The 19,365-nt window shown below is 36.1% G+C and carries 18 protein-coding genes; 8 read left to right on the forward strand and 10 right to left on the reverse strand.

What is annotated here, in order from left to right; genetic code table 11:
- Nucleotides 1-2: 2 nt before the first annotated feature.
- Nucleotides 3-1,073: an AAA family ATPase gene (locus WJN01_RS00300; protein ID WP_445195179.1), complete on the forward strand. Its 1,071-nt coding sequence runs from the start codon at nt 3-5 to the stop codon at nt 1,071-1,073.
- Between the two features lie 66 nt (nt 1,074-1,139).
- Nucleotides 1,140-2,471, forward strand: coding sequence for a DUF58 domain-containing protein (locus WJN01_RS00305; RefSeq protein ID WP_445195180.1), 1,332 nt, complete (start codon nt 1,140-1,142; stop codon nt 2,469-2,471).
- Nucleotides 2,472-2,529: 58 nt separating this feature from the next.
- Here WJN01_RS00305 and WJN01_RS00310 read toward each other — a convergent pair whose 3' ends face one another.
- A complete protein-coding gene (locus WJN01_RS00310) occupies nt 2,530-3,009 on the reverse strand; it encodes a Dps family protein (RefSeq protein WP_445196282.1) in 480 nt (159 codons plus the stop codon).
- 104 nt (nt 3,010-3,113) lie between these two features.
- On the opposite strand from WJN01_RS00310, the gene WJN01_RS00315 reads away from it, so the two are divergent.
- Entirely contained in the window at nt 3,114-4,058 is a 945-nt protein-coding gene (locus WJN01_RS00315) for a hydrogen peroxide-inducible genes activator (RefSeq protein ID WP_445195181.1), read from the forward strand.
- 32 nt (nt 4,059-4,090) lie between these two features.
- On the opposite strand, the gene WJN01_RS00320 is transcribed toward WJN01_RS00315, so the two are convergent.
- The 3 genes from WJN01_RS00320 to WJN01_RS00330 all read right to left on the reverse strand — a co-directional run bounded on the left by WJN01_RS00320 (nt 4,091) and on the right by WJN01_RS00330 (nt 5,791).
- Complete coding sequence (locus tag WJN01_RS00320; protein WP_370478498.1) at nt 4,091-4,288, reverse strand: hypothetical protein; 198 nt, start codon at nt 4,286-4,288, stop codon at nt 4,091-4,093.
- Nucleotides 4,289-4,409: 121 nt separating this feature from the next.
- Nucleotides 4,410-5,210, reverse strand: a complete 801-nt coding sequence (locus WJN01_RS00325; protein ID WP_445195182.1) for a TIGR00266 family protein — start codon at nt 5,208-5,210, stop codon at nt 4,410-4,412.
- 125 nt (nt 5,211-5,335) lie between these two features.
- Nucleotides 5,336-5,791, reverse strand: a complete 456-nt coding sequence (locus WJN01_RS00330; protein WP_445195183.1) for a DUF4442 domain-containing protein — start codon at nt 5,789-5,791, stop codon at nt 5,336-5,338.
- 157 nt (nt 5,792-5,948) lie between these two features.
- Between WJN01_RS00330 and WJN01_RS00335 the strand changes: the two genes are divergently transcribed.
- The 4 genes from WJN01_RS00335 to WJN01_RS00350 all read left to right on the forward strand — a co-directional run bounded on the left by WJN01_RS00335 (nt 5,949) and on the right by WJN01_RS00350 (nt 9,501).
- Nucleotides 5,949-6,395, forward strand: coding sequence for a DUF4870 domain-containing protein (locus WJN01_RS00335; RefSeq protein ID WP_445195184.1), 447 nt, complete (start codon nt 5,949-5,951; stop codon nt 6,393-6,395).
- 200 nt (nt 6,396-6,595) lie between these two features.
- Nucleotides 6,596-6,937 (forward strand): PadR family transcriptional regulator, encoded by a 342-nt coding sequence (locus tag WJN01_RS00340; protein WP_370478504.1) that lies wholly within the window; start codon nt 6,596-6,598, stop codon nt 6,935-6,937.
- Nucleotides 6,934-8,721 (forward strand): PspC domain-containing protein, encoded by a 1,788-nt coding sequence (locus WJN01_RS00345; protein WP_445195185.1) that lies wholly within the window; start codon nt 6,934-6,936, stop codon nt 8,719-8,721. Before WJN01_RS00340 ends, WJN01_RS00345 begins: the two co-directional genes overlap by 4 nt.
- 48 nt (nt 8,722-8,769) lie before the next feature.
- The gene (locus tag WJN01_RS00350; RefSeq protein WP_445195186.1) at nt 8,770-9,501 is read left to right on the forward strand and encodes a head GIN domain-containing protein; all 732 of its coding nucleotides are present in this window, start codon (nt 8,770-8,772) and stop codon (nt 9,499-9,501) included.
- 74 nt (nt 9,502-9,575) lie between these two features.
- On the opposite strand, the gene WJN01_RS00355 is transcribed toward WJN01_RS00350, so the two are convergent.
- The 3 genes from WJN01_RS00355 to WJN01_RS00365 form a co-directional block, all read right to left on the reverse strand.
- Nucleotides 9,576-10,163, reverse strand: a complete 588-nt coding sequence (locus WJN01_RS00355) for a YceI family protein (RefSeq protein ID WP_445195187.1) — start codon at nt 10,161-10,163, stop codon at nt 9,576-9,578.
- A 126-nt stretch (nt 10,164-10,289) separates the two neighbouring features.
- The gene (locus tag WJN01_RS00360; protein ID WP_445195188.1) at nt 10,290-11,588 is read right to left on the reverse strand and encodes a hypothetical protein; all 1,299 of its coding nucleotides are present in this window, start codon (nt 11,586-11,588) and stop codon (nt 10,290-10,292) included.
- A 34-nt stretch (nt 11,589-11,622) separates the two neighbouring features.
- On the reverse strand, nt 11,623-12,207 hold the full coding sequence (locus WJN01_RS00365; protein ID WP_445195189.1) for a YceI family protein: 585 nt from the start codon (nt 12,205-12,207) through the stop codon (nt 11,623-11,625).
- A 224-nt stretch (nt 12,208-12,431) separates the two neighbouring features.
- Between WJN01_RS00365 and WJN01_RS00370 the strand changes: the two genes are divergently transcribed.
- Nucleotides 12,432-13,259: a GIN domain-containing protein gene (locus WJN01_RS00370; protein ID WP_445195190.1), complete on the forward strand. Its 828-nt coding sequence runs from the start codon at nt 12,432-12,434 to the stop codon at nt 13,257-13,259.
- 19 nt (nt 13,260-13,278) lie between these two features.
- Here the strand turns inward: WJN01_RS00370 and WJN01_RS00375 are convergent, their stop codons facing one another.
- The 3 genes from WJN01_RS00375 to WJN01_RS00385 are packed head-to-tail and all read right to left on the reverse strand — an operon-like array spanning nt 13,279 to nt 19,360.
- Nucleotides 13,279-15,843 carry a M1 family metallopeptidase gene (locus tag WJN01_RS00375; protein WP_445195191.1) on the reverse strand — a complete coding sequence of 855 codons (2,565 nt, stop codon included), beginning with the start codon at nt 15,841-15,843 and terminating at the stop codon, nt 13,279-13,281.
- Nucleotides 15,844-15,854: 11 nt separating this feature from the next.
- On the reverse strand, nt 15,855-17,390 hold the full coding sequence (locus tag WJN01_RS00380; RefSeq protein WP_445195192.1) for an aminotransferase class V-fold PLP-dependent enzyme: 1,536 nt from the start codon (nt 17,388-17,390) through the stop codon (nt 15,855-15,857).
- Nucleotides 17,391-17,401: 11 nt separating this feature from the next.
- Nucleotides 17,402-19,360 carry a protein-disulfide reductase DsbD family protein gene (locus WJN01_RS00385; protein ID WP_445195193.1) on the reverse strand — a complete coding sequence of 653 codons (1,959 nt, stop codon included), beginning with the start codon at nt 19,358-19,360 and terminating at the stop codon, nt 17,402-17,404.
- Nucleotides 19,361-19,365: the final 5 nt, after the last annotated feature.

Below are 19,365 nucleotides of genomic sequence, written 5' to 3' on the forward strand. Positions count from 1 at the left end.
TTATGGAAGAAAACACACAGCCTCAAGACCCAAAAGACCAAACCCCAAAGGAAGACGATATTATATCTTCAATTGATGATAGCGCTTTGCAAGACGGCAACACGTTGGAGTTTAAAAACCGATTGGATTTATCGGAATTGCAACAAAGCGTCAACACCATAAAACAGGAAATCGGCAAAGTCATTGTTGGTCAAAAAGACATGGTGGATATGCTTATCGCTTCGCTTTTGGCAAAAGGGCATTCACTAATTGAAGGCGTTCCTGGCGTTGCTAAAACTATTACCGCAAAATTGTTGGCAAAATCGCTGAGCGTTGGGTTTAGCCGTATTCAATTTACGCCCGATTTAATGCCCAGCGATATTTTAGGAACATCGGTTTTCAATTTAAAGGACTCTGAATTCGAGTTTAAAAAAGGCCCCATTTTCTCAAATATGATTTTAATTGACGAAATAAACCGAGCACCCGCCAAAACCCAAGCGGCATTATTTGAAGTTATGGAAGAGCAACAAATTACCATTGACGGGAATAAATATTTACTGGATGCTCCGTTTATGGTTTTGGCCACCCAAAACCCAATTGAGCAGGAAGGCACGTACCGATTGCCCGAAGCCCAATTGGACCGATTTCTGTTTAAAATAGATGTTGATTACCCTAATTTGGAAGATGAAATTGAAATTCTTTCCAGAGAGCATCAACTAAAAGACAAGTTAAAAACCGATGAAATAGCTTCGTTTTTAACAGCTAATCAAATTTCAAAATACCAACATTTGGTAACCCAGGTTTTGGTTGAGGAACATTTGCTCAATTACATCGCACAATTAATTGTAACCACCAGAAGCAATCCGTTTTTGTATTTAGGGGCTTCCCCAAGGGCGTCCATCGCCATTTTAAAAGCCAGTAAGGCATTTGCAGCTATGGGCGGACGCGATTTTGTAACCCCAGAGGACATCAAACGTGCAGCCATTCCAGTGTTACATCACAGAGTTATCGTTACCCCTGAACGTGAAATGGAGGGAGTTACCAGCAAGCAAATCATAAAACAGATTATTGAAACGGTTGAGATACCTCGTTAATGGTCAACATAGGCAGTAACCAGTATGCAATCAACATCTAAACATCTAAACATCTAAACAAATCTATTGAAATTCCTTAAACCCTTTTACATACAACCACGATTCTTTTATGCCGGCATTGGCATTGTGGTGCTGTTTTCATTAAGCTATTTCATTCCGCTTTTATTCAATATTGCGCAGCTTTCTATTCTGGTTTTAACTTTGCTATTTGCATTGGATTTTCTCATCATCTTTATCGGAAAAAACAAAATTGAAGCTTCAAGAATTTTACCCGATAAATTCTCGAATGGCGATAAAAACCAAATTTCAATTAACATCGCCAACAACTACCCTATTTTAATTCAGTTAGAAATCATTGACGAAATACCTGAACAATTTCAAGTGCGTGATTTCAAAATAAAAGAAACCATTTCTCCAAGAAAAAGCACAACCATCAATTATCAATTAAAACCAACCGAACGTGGTGAATATCATTTTGGTAGTTTGAATGTTTATGCTTCATCCATTTTAAACCTCGTTGCAAAACGCTTCACTTTCGAAGACGGCACTATGGTTCCAACTTATCCAAGCTTTAAGCAGCTAAAAAAGTTTGAACTTTTGAACATCAATCAAAATTCACTGGAATATGGGTTGAAGAAAGTCCGTAGGCTAGGGCATTCCATGGAATTTGAGCAAATAAAAGAGTATGTTTTGGGTGATGATTTGCGCACCATAAACTGGAAAGCAACGGCCAAAAAAAATCAGTTGATGGTGAACCAATTTCAGGATGAAAAATCACAACCTGTTTATTCCATTATCGATAAAGGACGCATCATGAAAATGCCTTTTAGCGGATTAAGTCTTTTGGATTACGCCATTAATTCTGCATTAGTGATAAGCAACGTTATTTTAAAAAAGCATGATAAAGCCGGGATGATGTCATTTTCAAAGCGCATTGAAAACGTGGTTGTTGCCGAAAGACGAAGCTCGCAAATGCAACTTATTCTGGAAGCCCTTTATAATGTTAAAACCGATTTTTTTGAGAGCGATTTCAGCCGTTTGTACACCAACATTAAACGCCATATTACCCATAGAAGCCTCATTTTAATGTATACCAATTTTGAGACTTTGGATGGTTTGGAAAGGCAACTTGCTTATTTAAAAGCAATATCAAAAGCCCATTTATTGGTTATTATTTTCTTTAAAAATACTGAACTGGACAATTTGATAAAAAACGAAGCCGAAACCATTCAACAAGTTTACGACAAAGTCATTGCCGAAAAATTTGAATTTGAAAAACGCCTGATTGTAAATGAACTAAAAAAGTACGGTATTCATTCCATCCTTACCACACCCGAAAATTTAACGATAGACACGATTAATAAATATCTGGAAATAAAAGCCAGGGGATTACTTTGATAAGCCACAAAAAAAGCATCCTCACGGATGCCCTTCTTGCTATTAATCTATCTTAATTTTAAATGGGTTCTCCCAGCCAAGCTTTCATCATCCAAACCGTTTTTTCCTGTTCGGTAATGAAATCACTCATCATAGAGTTGGTACCTTCATCATTGGCGTCATCAGATTTTTCAAGAATAACACGTTCAATTTTCAACAACTCAGTTAAAGAATCTACAATTAATTTAACCGCTCTTTCATCCTGGGAAATGTTTTTTCCTACAGGCACCTGAGCTCTAGAAGAGTAATCTTCAAATGTATGAAGAGGCGTTTCGCCTAATGTTAAAATCCGTTCGGCAATTTCATCTACCTTAATGTTGGCATCCGTGTATAATTCTTCAAACTTCACATGTAAATCAAAGAAGCGTTTCCCTTTAATATTCCAGTGAATACCTCTTAAATTCTGATAATATATTTGAAAATTTGCCAATAAATGATTTAAATCTTTGGCTAAAACCTTTGTTTTTTCTGTATCTAATCCAATACTATTTAATGTCATTCCCATAATCTATCTTATTTACTACAAATTTAATTTATAATTAATGGTTATTTCCATAAGTTTTATTGATAGTTTTTATATTTTTATAGCCTTAATTTATACTCATGACAATTACCCAATTATATTATGTTTTGGCAGTTGCCGAAAACCGAAATTTTACTAAAGCAGCCGAAAAATGTTTTGTGACGCAGCCCACGTTGAGCATGCAAATACAGAAGCTTGAGGACGAACTGGACATTCAAATATTCGACCGAAGCAAAAAGCCCATTGAATTGACAGATGTTGGCCGAAAAATTGTAACCCAGGCCAGAAACATTGTTAACGAATCCTATAGAATACAAGATATTGTTGACCAGCAGAAAGGCTTTATTGGCGGTGAATTTAAACTGGGCATCATTCCAACGGTTATGCCTACTCTGTTGCCCATGTTCCTTAAGAATTTTATACGGAAGCACCCTAAAGTTAAACTCAAGATTGAGGAACTAACAACAGATGAAATCATTACCAGAATTAACGAAGGGCATTTAGATGCTGCCATAGCAGCAACGCCTTTAGAAGACGAAAACATCAAGGAACGTGTACTGTATTACGAACCGTTCGTTAGCTATATTCCTAAAGGCCATAGGTTGCATACCAACAAAAAAATAGAGGTTTCAGATTTAGAAATTGATGATATGCTTCTGCTTGAAGACGGCCATTGCTTTAGAGATGGTGTAATTAACTTGTGCAAAGTTTTTAAAAGCCATTCCGAAGATCAGTTTCAATTGGAAAGTGGCAGTATTGAAACCTTGGTGAAATTATCGAACGAAGGCTTAGGCATGACCCTTTTACCCTATTTGCATACATTGGATATTCACGAAAAAGAAAAAGAAAACCTGCATTATTTTAGCGAACCTTCGCCGGCAAGAGAAGTTAGCATCATTTATCACAAAAGTGAGCTAAAGATGCAAATTATTGAGGCCTTACAGGATGTCATTTCAGGGATTATCCGTGGAGCCATTAAATTTCAGGATGTAAAAATCATTAGTCCTTTACCTAAAAGGGCATAAAAAAAAAAGCGACCGATAATCGGTCGCTTTTTTTATGGTTTTAAATAAATTAAACACTGATTTAATTCTGGGTTTTGCTGAATCAGAGAATGAATAAAAATTTTAAGCTCTTCAATCTCATAAGGCAGTAAACGATTTAGCGCCTTTTGTACTTCTCTGCAAAACAAAGTAACATCAAAACTAACTTTGTTAAGTACCGTTTTGGTGTACTCAAGCATTGCTCTCGCCATATCTTTGTTAAGGTTTAAGGTTTGAATAATTGTAGATCTTTGTTAATAGGCTTTTGTTTTAATAACGAGGCAATTTACTAAAAAATTGGAAAAACAATCTTATTTTTTCGTTAAATAACATTTAAAATCTGTTATCCCCATCCAGTAAATCGCCTAAGCCCCCGAGAATGCTACCCTCGCCTTTATCTTTACCTCCACCTTGCGGTGCAGATGCTAATACTCGACCAGCCAACCTACTAAAGGGCAACGATTGGATATACACTGTACCAGGACCTTGCAATTTAGCAAAGAATAATCCCTCGCCGCCAAAAATGGTGTTTCTTATACCGCCTATAAATTCGATATCATAATCAACGGAATGGTCAAAACCTACAATACAACCAGTATCTACCCTAAGTATTTCGCCAGCTTTAAGTTCTTTCATGGCCATGGTACCGCCAGCATGAACAAAGGCCATGCCATCACCTTCCAATTTTTGCATAATGAACCCTTCTCCACCGAAAAGCCCTCGGCCTAATTTTTTGGAAAACTCAATACCAATACTCACGCCTTTAGCCGCACAGAGAAAAGCATCCTTTTGACAGATAAACTTACCTCCAAAACGCGTTAAATCTATAGGAATTATTTTTCCGGGATAAGGCGATGCAAAAGACACATTGCGTTTCCCAACCACGTTGTTGTAAAAAGCTGTCATAAATAAACTTTCACCGGTTAGGATTCGTTTTCCTGCTCCTAATATTTTCCCTAAAAAACCTGTATCTTTTTGCGAACCATCACCAAAAATAGTCTCCATTTTTATGCCGTCGTCCATCATCATAAAACTTCCTGCTTCGGCAACAACCCCTTCTTGCGGGTCGAGTTCTATTTCTACATATTGCATTTCTTCACCATATATTCTATAGTCAATTTCGTGTGCTGTCATTTTAATGTTTTTTGTTGATTCGTTTATTTGTTGATTTGTTTTGGGTTTTGTTACAGTACTTTGCTAGTTGTTTAGATGTTTGATGTTAAGTCTCCATACAACTGTACACCTTAACAACAAACAATTTAACTTTTAACCTTAATACTCCATTCAAACTTAAAAGTGGAAACTTCGAGACCTTCTTCATTCACGCCAACCGAAGTCATCAATACTGTTTGCCCTTCGCCTGTTTCGATGGTTTTTCTTATAGCTTCATCAATTAGGTGTCCTTCATTACACGTAAAAGTGATTCTTCCTGTAGCTTTTTTGATAAAAACAGAACTATTGGAAGTAACGAGCATGGAAATCTTTCTTCCAGATTCTTGGATTTTAGCCGTAACCAAAGCACCGGTCGAAAACTCTGCCGCCATACCCTGTACTGCCCAAAACATAGAATTAAATGGGTTTTGATTTATCCATCTGTGTCTTACGGCAACAATACATTTGTTGGCATCAATATATTTGGTGCGCACCCCACACAAGTAAGCGGAAGGAAGCTTAAACATGGTAAAAGCATTTAATTTTCTGGGTGTTAGTTTCATTTTTAAGCTTTAAATTTTTCTCTAAGTTATGAAATTATACATCATCAAAATATGTTAAAAATATGTTAATTTTAAGTACTATGCGTAACAAAGTACCTTATTTTAGACATATATTTGCATAAGAAACTATTATATGTTCTAAATCAATCAAGAAATCATGTTAGATAATCATCAAAAAAACATTGCAACGTTCATTCATTTGTCCACCTTTACAAGGTTTTTTATCCCGTTTGGAAACTTTATTGGCCCAATCGTTTTATGGATTGCCAACAAAGACAAATCGGAATTTATTGATGCAAATGGTAAGCAGGCCATAAACTTTCAACTGAGTATTTTTTTATACGCTGTTATTTTAGGCACACTCACCATTCCATTTTTCATTTTTAAAGTTTTAAATGGTCTTGATTTTGTAGATTTTCATGGCTTTCATGATTTTCACATTAATATGAGCAAGCCATCTCCACTCCTTTATTTGGGTGGCTTTTTGGGGGCACTTGCCATAATTGCCTTTATCGTAGAATTGGTACTTATTGTTATTGCAAGCTTAAAAGCCCGAGAAGGCGAAGTTTATAAATATCCTTTAACCATTAATTTTTTAAAATAACATGAATGGAGTTGCGCACCGCGTTAGGGATTGTAGTGGAAAGCCCACAGGGAGGCACGACCGAGGACTTGTAGCGGAAAGCCCGGCGACGACCCAAGGAGGCGCAACGCCCAGAACATAATTAGAATTAAAATTTCATCAAAATAATCATCAAATCAATCAAAAAATGAACAGTTTCACCATATTAAACGCATGATACTATGAAGATAGAAAACACAAAGGCACAAATGCGAAAAGGCGTTTTAGAATTCTGCATACTCTCGGTATTGAAAGATAACGACGCGTATGTTGCAGAAATCTTAGATACGCTAAAAGACGCAAAATTGCTTGTGGTTGAAGGCACCATTTACCCGTTACTTACGCGGCTAAAAAACGCTGGACTATTGAACTACAGATGGGAAGAAAGTACCTCTGGACCTCCAAGAAAGTATTACGGATTGACCGAAACAGGCAAATTATTTTTAAACGAATTAGATACTACTTGGAACGAATTACGTAACGCAGTAAACATTGTAACAAGCCAAAAAACAACAAAAAAATGAATAAAACAGTCAACATAAATTTAGCCGGTATATTTTTTCATATTGATGAAGATGCATACCAAAAATTACAGCGCTATCTTGAGGCTATAAAACGTTCATTTACAGACTCTCAAGGTCGTTCTGAAATTATAGCAGATATTGAAGCACGTATTGCCGAGCTTTTTAACGAACGCGTTCAGAACAACAAACAAGTTATTCGCCTGAAGGAAGTAGACGAAATCATTTCCGTAATGGGGCAACCTGAAGATTATTTGGTTGATGACGAAATTTTTGAGGATGAACCAAGCACTTCATACTCAAAAAAATCTTCCACATCCAGAAAATTATACAGAGACACCGACAACTCCTATATAGGCGGAGTTTCATCAGGTTTGGCACACTATTTTGGCATTGATGCCATTTGGATTCGCTTAGCTTGGATTCTATTGGTATTTGGTGCCGGAACAGGTGTATTGCTTTATATTTTACTTTGGATTTTGGTTCCCGAAGCTAAAACAACTGCCGAAAAACTGATGATGACGGGAGAACCTGTTAACATTAGCAACATCGAAAAAAAAATAAAAGACGGTTTTGATTCTGTAACCGAAACGGTAAGCGACGTTGCTAAAAACGTGTCAGACTCAGTATCTAATGCGGCAAAAAAAGTAGATGTAAAAAAAAGCGCTAATTCCATAAAATCATCGTCAAGAACATTTTTTGACACGCTGGCAGACATTATAATGTTCTTCCTTCGTGTATTTGCAAAACTTGTTGGCGTATTTTTAATTTTTGTTGGAGCCTCGGCTTTAATAGCTCTAATTATTGGCCTATTTTCTTTTGGGGTTGCTGACATTGTACATATTCCGGGGTTGGATATTGTTGAGATAGTAAACTCCAGTAGCGCGCCACTTTGGCTAATATCCTTATTGGCATTTTTTGCAGTTGGCATACCATTCTTTTTCCTTTTTTACTTAGGATTGAAAATTCTAATCAACCACCTAAAATCTATAGGTAATATTGCCAAATTCACTCTGTTGGGATTATGGTTTATGTCGATAATAGCCCTGATTGTGATTGGAATCCGTCAAGCCAGCGAGCATGCATTTACCGAAGCTTATATTGAAAAAGCAGAATTGCCGGTTATGGCCAATGACACATTAACCGTAAAAATGGTTAGTAATTCGAATTTGAGTTATGACTTTCAAAACAGAAGACATGACTTTAAAATAGCACATGACGAAAATGGAAATAAGGTTATTTATTTTCAAGATATAGACTTACTTGTAAAATCTACAACCGATTCAATTGCAAAAATTGTGATTGAAAAAAGTGCAGATGGCAGGGATTACGACACGGCTATTGAGCGGGCAAAAAACATAAATTACAAGTATGGATTTCAAAACAACATATTATCACTAGATTCATATTTAACCACAAACCCTGAAAGTAAATTTAGCGACCAAAGCGTTAACGTTATTTTGTATCTGCCCGAAAACACCATATTATATCTAAATAACAGCACAAAACGCTACTTATATTACAGAAAATATGATGGTAATTTAGTTTCGTCAAAATACCTAAACCACCATGTTAAGATTCTTGATGAAGACAGCGAATGTTTGGACTGCCCAGAAGAAGAATTTAGCATAAAAGTAAATACGCCTGGTTTAAAACTAGACGACAATGGTCTGGAAGTTCACGCTGAAGATACCCATCTTAAAATTGACAAAGAAGGTTTTCAAGCAGAATCTGAAGAAGTAAAAGTAAACATCAATTCAGATGGTGTTAAAATAGAATCGGAATAATAACCCATCATCAATCAAAATAAAAATCAAATCAAAAAACAAACAGTTATGACAACATTAATCAAAATCATCGTAGCAACCATATTAAGCCTATCGCTTTTTTCATGTAATTTCGATATCAACCTCAACTCAGGTGTGCGCGGAAATGGAGAAGTCATTACAACAGAAAGACCTGTAAATGAACCTTTTTCAACCATAAAAGTCAATGAAGGTCTCGATGTTTACCTTACACAGAGTGACAATGAAGGCATTAGCGTTGAGGCCGATGAAAACCTTCAGGACCTTATTCTTACTGAAATTGAAAATGGGGTATTAAAAATCCATTGTAAAAAACAAATTGGCAATGCCACTTCCAAAAAGGTAAAGGTGAGCTTCAAGGACATCTCTAAAATCGAATCAACAAGTGGGAGCGATGTGTACGCAACAAACACCATTACCGCTGAAAAACTAGAATTAAAATCAACGAGCGGAAGCGATATGAATCTTGATGTAAACACGTCTATCTTAAAATGTGAATCAACAAGTGGGAGCGATATGCGTTTATCTGGAAAAACATCAAAACTTTTTGCCGAAGCCAACAGTGGCAGTGACATTAAAGCGGCCGATTTAATAGCGGACTCCAGTGAAGTAAAAGCAACAAGTGGCGCCGATATTACGGTAAACACTAAAAATTCGTTAACCGCTAAAACAAGCAGTGGCGGAGATATTTCATATTATGGAAACCCCAGCACGGTTGATAAAAACAAGGATGTATCTGGCGGACACATCAAGAGAAAATAACACAAAACCAACCATTAAAAAAGGCTCCAAACACAAATGTTTGGAGCCTTTTATTTTATGAGTAAGCAAAGTGTTTAACTCTCTTCTTCTTGTACTACCAATTTAAACTCTATTTCAATTTCGTTATCTACCGAAATGAGTCCGAAAAATTTCTTGGGCGCCGTGATATGAAAATCGGTCAAACAAATATCAACATGGCCGTTTATGAACATATTGTCTTGTTCGTTCAAATTCACCGGGATAACGTATGGTCTTTTTACCCCAGCAATTTCAATATCTACAAAAACTTCAACATTGGTACTTTCTTCCAAGCTTTTAATCTCTTTTAAAACCAAATTAATTTGAGGATATTGATGAGATTTTAAAATATCTTGAAAGTCATTGTTTATCGCTTTTCCACCACAATCAAAACAGTTGTTATTTAAAACCAAAACGGTTTTGTTAAATACCATTTTACCATTTTCCAAATGATAGTTTACCGGAATCGGGTTTTTAAATTTGGTAACATTATAAATACATTTAAAGGTATTTACGTTGGTTGTTCCTTTTACAAACAAGGAACTTTCTGGCTCAATATTTACCTCTGTGCTAATAAAGAAATCATCCTTACTGGCAAAGGCCAGAGTAGCAATAACAAAGACAAAAAACAAACCTCGTTTCATCACCCAATATTTATAATGTTTCTATACTATAAAATTAAAAAAACAAGTCTCAAAGTGCAATTTTAGGGATCATTATTTTATTTATTGGCGCACTAAGAGACTTGTTTGTGTATTTTGGTTTAATAACTAGAAGCTAATAACTGCTTCTACCATCAAACCGTTGAATTTACCATCATTCAAGATACTTGTTGATGGATAGCCATCATAGCTTTGAGTTACATATTCAACTTTAGCAAGGATGTTGTTGGTCATAAACCAGCCTGCACCCAATTGGAATCTATCTATATCAACATCTCCAAATGATTGTTCTGAAGACACTGTATTATAACGACCACCTATGTAAAAGTTTTCAGTATTACCAAATCTATAAATTACTTCACCAGCCAATTGTGTTGTTTTACGGTCAGATGACTCAGCCATAGCACCACCGCTTGCAAGCTCAACAGTTCCGAAGAATTCCAATCCTTGGTATTTCACGAAAGGGTTAATCATAATAGCAGTAATTCTATTTGTGAAACCTGGATCAAAACGACCAGATCTAAAAGGACTACTTGCTCCTGCATCAACATCTTCCATTACAAAGTAGTATCTAGAACCTGCACGGTCTGCAGTATATAGGTAGTTTCTTGGAACATAACCAGTATTTAAAACAGATCCTGTCAATCTGAATCTAAAGTCATCTGTTATTTGTTTGTCATAACCAAGTTTTGCCAATAAAGATGCTCCACCTGTTTTATCATTTGATCCATTTGCAACTGACTGATTTAATTTACCATTTGCAACTCCAATCATAGCCAAAACACCACATTCACCTCGGTAGTAAACTTCACCACCAACTTCAGTTGTAAAGGCATCCATAATCAAGTTACCTACAAATGGGTTATAGATGGCTTGGGCGTTATCAGTTCTTCTAAAATGGGCATCACCGTAGTTGTTTTCCATGTGTCCAATTTTAATGGTTACATTATCCATTAAATCAGACAATAAACCCTCGCTAATAAAGTCTAAATTGTCAATTTGGAAATAACCACCTTTTACATAAGGTTCTGGGTGGTGACGAGATGACAAATAAGTTCTTAAGTGCATTCTTACACCTTTGGCCAACGCTACATCTAAATCTAAATTGGCAGTTGCTAAGTTAAAGTTAGAACCTATGCTTTTTAATGCCATTACTGTACCTGCATCTATATCACTTTGAGCTACACCATTTTCATGATCTAATGCTTGATATTGAAGGGTTGATGAACCACCAACGCGTACCTTAACTCCGTCAAACGTAGATACGGTATCTTTTGGGGCTTCAAATACATTTACGCCATTTTTATCTGGCTGCCTGTAATTGTCTAAGTTTCTGTTCTGAGCATAAAAACTCAGGCCAGTAAATAAAGCTATTGCTAAAATTGAATGTTTAAATATTGTTTTCATGATTTTTAATTTTTATTGTTTGTTAATTTGGTTTTTATTTAAATACTGTTGTAAATTCAATTGTTATATCGTCTCCTGTGGTAATGGTACCGAATAGGGCCTTGGGTGGGTCTATGTTAAAATCGGTCATTTTAATTTTTTTATCTCCCGAAATTTTAATTTTTGACCCCACTAAATTCATCTCAAAATCGAGCGAAATGCTTTTTTTGGTGCCTACTATGGTAAGGTTTCCCATTGTTTTTACTGAAAAAGCTCCATTTCCTTTCGCAACAACGTCCTTTACTTCGGTAAGTTGAAACGAAATGTTTTTATGGTCATCAGTTTTTAATGCTTTATAAGTGTTTTTGTCCATTGAGGATTTTCCACTTTTCAAGCTCTCTGCAACTATAGATACTGAAAGGCTCTCAATTTTTCCTGCCTCAATATCTGAAAAGTTAATTTTACCACTTTGCTGTTCTGCTGTAACATGCCAATCGTGCAAACTTGAAGTACCCAAAACCTTTAGAGAGGACTCTGGGTTGTTCAATTTAAACTCCTGTGCTTGGGTTAAATTGACCGAAATTGCCAAAAAAGCAAGTATGGTTAAAATTGGTTCGTTTATTTTTCTAATAATGCTCATTTCAAATTCATTTATTAATTATAATGCAAAGTTCGACACCAAACGTAATAAAGAATATGATTTTTGTCATAGATTAAACAATGTTTCAAAAAAGCAACAAGATATAAGAAAATATTTACGTTTTTGGAACTAAAATAGTATTCATTATTTGGCGTTTTGATTGTAAAGTGACTACTTTTATGCAGAATGGGTCTAAATTTATAATGACCCTTGAATATAAAAATATGAAAAATTATTTACTAAGTTTATTGCTGCTGCTAGTAATTAACTCCATTACAGCACAAGAAAAGGTTAAAGGCAATAGAAATGTTACCAAGCAAATAACTGACATAAATGCATTTCACACCATTGCTTTGGATGAAGATTTTGACATTGAAATTATTTTTAACAATAATCCTACTGTTGAAATTGAAACCGATGAAAACCTACATGAGTTTATTAAATTTCAAGTTATTGATAGCGTGCTTACCTTTAACAATAAAGCAAAGATAACTTCAAAAAAAGCATTGAACATTAAGGTCGGTTATAACAATGCATTAAAATCAATTAAAACTACTGATGAAGCTGAAATTCTGGCATTGGCAACCATGGATTTACCTAGCTTGAAGGTGAATGCAAAAGGTTCTTCAAAAATAGGCCTTACGGTTCAAACTCCTAATTTTGACTTTGAAGCGGACGATAAATCCAAGGTTAAACTAAACGTAACAAGTGAAAACTGCTCTATTCATATGAGCGGAAATAGTAAGCTTGAAGCCTTGATAAACACACCAAACTTTATGGCTACGCTGTATCAACGCGGAAATGCCATAATAGAAGGCTCTTGCGACTTAGCCAAAATAGATTTGGATAACAGTTCACTGTTTAACGGTAAGAACTTCACCATAAATTCTTGTGATGTTACCTGCAATATTGGTAGTGATGCCTACCTTGAAGTGATGGAAAATATAACCATTGAGGCTTCGGGAAACAGCAGTATTTATCTGTACGAAAACCCGAAAATCTTGATTAACAAAATGACGGACACGTCAAAACTTCAGAAAAAAGTAAAATAAGTTTTTCGAAAATTAAAAATCACATTTCCCATAATTCCTGAACACGATATAAACCATCTGTAGATTGCAAAAGTTTATTTTTAAGAACTGGGCTAAAATCTGGATTATCGTTCAAAAATTCTTTGAGCACTTGATTTGCCTCTCCGGAAGTGTAATAACCAATGGTAACATCTAGCCAACCTTTCGGAAAAAAGATGTCGCCCGTTAGTTGTATTTCCTCAACCAAATCCAGATAAAACCTTAAATGTTTTTTAGCTGAATCTTGTCGCAACGGATGATTAATATTACTTAAGGCCGATAAAACCCAAGATTCCTTTTCCCTATTTTCTGGTTTTGAAAGTGATTTCACAAAATCATCGCGTACCAATTCATCGTTTGACAGTGTAGGAAGCAAAAATTCAAAACGTTTTTTTCTGTCAGCGTTTGTAATATCTTCCTTGGCCTTATTTAAAATTTCGTCAGCTTTCTCATGTTTATAAATAGCCAAAGTACCTGCCAAACCTGTATAATCGTTTTCATTTAGTTTTAGACTATCTATGGTTGTGGTTTTATTCCATATATCATATAAAAAATCCTTTCCTGTTTCAGAATAGGCTATACTTTGATATAAATAGAACACTGTTTTCTTAATGCTCGGGCTCAGGTTTTCAGATAAACGTTCCTTTAAAATGACCTCCAAAGATTGTTGCATTTCATCACGCTGTTCATTTGACAAATATTTCCAAAAAGTGCTTCCTATTCTACCTGATATCAGATTAACAATTAGGTCCTCATCTTCAACTTTAAATCCATTAATAAATTCATTGAGTGCTACCATTGGAGAGATAGTTCCGTTCAGCATATTTTCGTATAAATTAATGTATGCGTAACCACGGGCTAGATCATCTTTAATGTTAGAAATACTTAAATTGGAAAGATCAACAGGAAAGACGCCATAACCTAAACCATCATAATTATAGACGATGGCTAAAGGTTTGGCCATGCCAACAAATTTGTTTAAAATTGTTTTTTTATCTTTTATTTCAACGGAAACTGTGTGCACGGAATCTGGATAAACAAACCCTAAACTGAACGCCTGTGCCCATAGTTTATCAATCCCATCTTCCGCTTTTTGATAGATTTCAAAATTTTCGATTTTACCGTTCTTGTAACTAATACTATCCGAAATTATCGGTCGCCCTGGTTGGTTTACCCAAACCTCACTCCATTGTTTTAAGTCAATGGGCGTTTCATTGTTTAATAAGTCCATCAAATCATTCCAATCGGCATTATCGTTAGCATAAGTTTTAATGTAATTGCGCATGCCTTTTTTGAATGAACCATTACCCATAATAGCTTCAAGTTGACGCATCATAATTGGTGCCTTATGATAGATAATGTTGCCATAAAGTGTACCCGCATTTTTTAAATTATCCAGTTTTTGACGAATTGGTGTTGCTCCCCGAGTTCGGTCTTCACTGTAAGCACTTGGGTAATGGGACGTTAAAAAACGTAAATCGTGATTTATTTCTGGGAAAGAACCATTTACTATTTTATCGGCCATAAAGTTGGCAAACACTTCTTTTAGCCAAACATCATCAAACCATTTCATGGTCACCAAATCTCCAAACCACATATGCGAAGTTTCGTGGGCAATCAATTTTGCCCTATTCAAAAGACTTTCTTGTGTGGCACTTTCATCTAAAAAAAGTGAAGATTCTCGGTATTGAATTGCTCCCACATGCTCCATTCCCCCGTATTGAAACCCCGGAATTGAGGCGAAATCCATCTTTTGGAACGGAAAATTATATCGGGTATAATCTTCTAAAAAATCGACCGACTCTTGATGCAGCTTAAAAATTTCATCAATGCTTGCATCAATTTTAGCTTGGTCATTTTCCCTATATAATAAATTCATTTCCATGCTATCAGGCTTCTTGGCTACTTCTTGAAATTCACCCGCCACAAATGAAAATAGGTAGGTACTCATCTTGTCTGAAACGCCATAAATATACTTTGTAAAATCAGCCTGCTCTTCCTTTTGGGCTAAAGGTGCGCCGCTTAAAACCTTCCAAGATTTTGGTACCGTAATATCCAACACATACTTAGCCTTAATATCGGGCTGGTCAAAACATGGAAACAGTGTACTCGCCCTATCGGGAACCAACAAAGTATACAAATAATCTTCGTTTCTATTAAGCGATTTTTCCCCGGCATCAAATAAAACGGAAACTGTATTCTCTCCTTCTTTCAAATACTTTTTATCAATAATTAAATGCTCCTTTTGATGGTTTATTGGAATGCTATCGTCATTAGCCTGTACATGTTTTATATGCGATTTGTCCTCGTTAAAGTCTAAGATTAAATGATTCTTATTATTGGATAAATTCACATTCAACTCAAGTTTTGAAGCAATGGATTCTTCTTTTTTTAAGGGAATGTGGAATGATAAATTATAAATAACATCAGAAACTTGCTTTTTTCTAAAGGTTGCCAATTCTGCCGAAACGCCTTCAACTAATAACGCCTCATTTTCAGGTTGCGTATTACATGAAAACAGTATACTAAAGATGAAAACAAAAAACAGGTTCTTCATGCCTATCATAAAATAACTATTTAAGAATTGCCGGAATTGAACCAACTTTGGGTAATTTCAGATTCAATAGATTTGTTACTGTTGTGCACAAACTCATTCTTGGCCGAATTATAAGTATAATCGTTTTCCCATTCTTTGAAGTTTTCAGCTACTTGATTAATGGCATCGCAAATAAATCGTACTTCGCTATTGGTCATTGTGGGGTGAATGGACATGCGTATCCAACCCGGACGCTCAATGAGGCAACCTTCCAATATTTTTTTCTCTATGGATTTTGAGGTTATTTGATCCACATTCAACAAATAATGCCCATATGTACCCGCACAGGAACAACCACCTCTGGTCTGTATACCAAACCTGTCGTTAAGTAACTTCACCACCAAGTTATAATGTGCTTCTTCAATATAAAAAGAAATGACCCCCAGCCTATCTTTGTGGTCTGGGGCTAGAATCTTCAAGTTATTTATTTTCGATAATCTATCAAAAATAATGGAAACCAATTCATGTTCCCTATCCAAAATATTCTGCACGCCCATTTCTTCTTTCAATTTAATGGAAAGTGCTATTCTAATAGCTTGTAAAAAACCTGGTGTTCCTCCGTCTTCACGAGTTTCAATATCGTCAATATAATCATGGTCACCCCAAGGATTGGTATAATTTACCGTGCCACCTCCTGGATTGTCCGGCACTAAGTTTTTATATAATTTTTTATTAAAAATCAATACGCCAGATGTACCCGGACCACCTAAAAATTTATGGGGCGAAAAGGTAATGGCATCCAAATATTCTTCTTCGTTTTCTGGATGCATATTTATTTCCACATAAGGAGCCGAACATGCAAAATCAACAAAACACAAACCGTTATTTTGATGCATGATTTTTGCAACCTCATGATAATTTGTTCTAATTCCGGTAACATTGGAACAACCGGTTATCGCAGCAATTTTTATAGGTATTTGACTGTGTTCCTCAAGCAAATTCTTTAAACTATCCAAGCAGGGCAAACCTTCACTATTCGACGGAATGACCACAACTTTAGCGATAGTTTCAATCCATGACGTTTGGTTTGAATGGTGCTCCATGTGAGACACAAAAATCACCGGTCTCTTTTCTTCGGGAACTTCGGTATGGTCTTTTAGGTTTTCATTAAGCTTAATGCCCAAAATGCGCTGAAACTTATTTATAGCTCCCGTCATACCAGTACCAACGGTAATTAAAACATCATCCTTTGATGCATTAACATGCTTTTTGATGATGTTTCTGGCATCATGGTAGGCATGTGTCATAACGCTGCCTGTAATAGACGTTTCAGTATGGGTGTTCGCAACAAAGGGACCTATTTCATTTAAGAGCTTTTCTTCTATGGGACGATATAAGCGGCCACTTGCTGTCCAATCAGCATATATGATTTTCTGTTTTCCGTAAGGCGATTCGAAGCTCAAATCCAATCCAACAACATTTTTTCGAAAAGGTTCAAAATAGGCTTCCAAATCATGTTTGGAAGTTTTTGTTTCCCAAGGATTCGACTTTTTCAAAGAATTTTCAGTAACGCTCATCGTTCCTTGTTTTACTTAAATTTTGAAATACCTTCCGTCAGCCAATCATAATATTCATCAACATCAGGCGTGTAGGCTGCCGGATCTATCAAGTTTTCCTCATTATGGTCCATTAAAACGTAAAAAGGCTGGGAATTGGCATTATATCGAGATGCTTGCAAATCCCCCCATTTATCTCCATAGTCCTTCCAATACTTTCCAGGTTTTAGAGTATATTCCCTTATTTCGTCTTCTGGTAAAGCTTTAGGGTCATCAACATAAAGAGATATCAATACGACATCGTTCTTTAGAACGTCCAATATTTTTGGCTTCACCCAAACATTTTGTTCCATTTTTCTACAATTTACACACGTGTACCCTGTAAAATCTATCATTACGGGTTTACCCACTTTTTTAGCATAGGCCAAACCTGTTTCATAATCTCTGAAAGCCATTATGTTATGTGGCGCCATCAAATGTGCTCCTTCTGGCAAACCTTCGTGGGCATTGGAAATTGATGCTCCTGCAGCCTTTGTTGAGCCAACCCCGTATGGAGACTCACTATAATCATGTGGAGGAGGAAAAGCACTAATCAGGTTGAGTGGTGCACCCCAAAGTCCTGGAATCATATAAATGGTAAAGGCTAATGTAAGCAACCCTAAACTCAACCTTCCTACCGAAATATGGCTCAATGGTGAATCATGTGGCAATTGAATTTTACCAAAAAGGTAAAACGCCAACACTCCAAAAATGGCAATCCAAATAGCAATAAAAACCTCTCTTTCAAGCAAATGTAATTGCAATACATAATCGGCATTTGATAAAAATTTAAATGCCAGTGCCAGTTCCAAAAATCCGAGCACAACTTTAACCGTGTTTAACCAACCACCTGATTTAGGAAGTGAATTTAACCATCCAGGGAATGCCGCAAATAAAGCAAATGGCAACGCAATGGCTAAAGAAAAGCCAAACATACCGATAATTGGTGCCAGCCCTCCTTTTGAAGCAGCTTCCACCAATAAAGTTCCAACAATAGGCCCTGTACACGAGAAAGATACAATGGCCAGCGCCAATGCCATGAAGAAAATACCTATCAACCCACCTCTATCTGCTTGGCGGTCTACTTTATTCGCCCAAGAATTTGGCAACATAATTTCAAAAGCTCCTAAAAATGACACTGCAAAAATCACCAACAACAAGAAGAACACCAGATTAAACCAAGGGTTTGACGCCATAGCATTCAGGGCATCTGCTCCAAAAATTGCTGTTACTGCCGTTCCCAGAAGCACATAAATAACTATGATGCAAACTCCATAAATAATGGCATTTTTTATACCAATAGCCTTATTTTTACTTTGCTTGGTAAAAAAGCTAACTGTCATCGGTATCATTGGGAAAACACAAGGTGTTAACAGTGCTGCAAATCCTGATAAAAAAGCTACAATAAAAATAGACCACAAACCTCTTTTTGATTGTGGTTCGTTGGAATTCCCAGAATCCTCTGTCGCACTTACTGTTTCAGTCACATTCGCTCCTGAATTATTTGAAACTTTAAAAACCAAATCAACATCCGTTGGGGGCAAGCATCTTGTATCATCACAAACCATAAACTCTACAAATCCGTTAATAATTTCAATGGTTTCCTTAACTTTAATTTTTTGTTTGAAAACAGCAGTTCCTTCAAAGAATTTAATCTCCATTTCAAACACGGGGTCGTTGACGGTGTGCCCCTCATCTTCCGTTGTATTGCCAACGATTTTGAATGTGCCTTCACTGTCATCATAAATAAAAGATGTTGCAATTGGCCCACCTTCTGGTACATCTTGTGAATATAAATGCCACCCTTTATCAATTGTGGCTTTAGAAATTAAGTTGTATTCTGTATCTGAGATTTTTTCAACATCGGTTGACCACTTTACGGGCTCAAATACTTGCGCAATGGCGTTAACCGAAAATATAAATGCTGCGAGTACAAAAAGAAACTTCTTCATTACGT

The sequence above is a fragment of the Tamlana sedimenti genome (genome assembly GCF_038148895.1).
In the GTDB taxonomy this organism is placed as follows: domain Bacteria; phylum Bacteroidota; class Bacteroidia; order Flavobacteriales; family Flavobacteriaceae; genus Tamlana.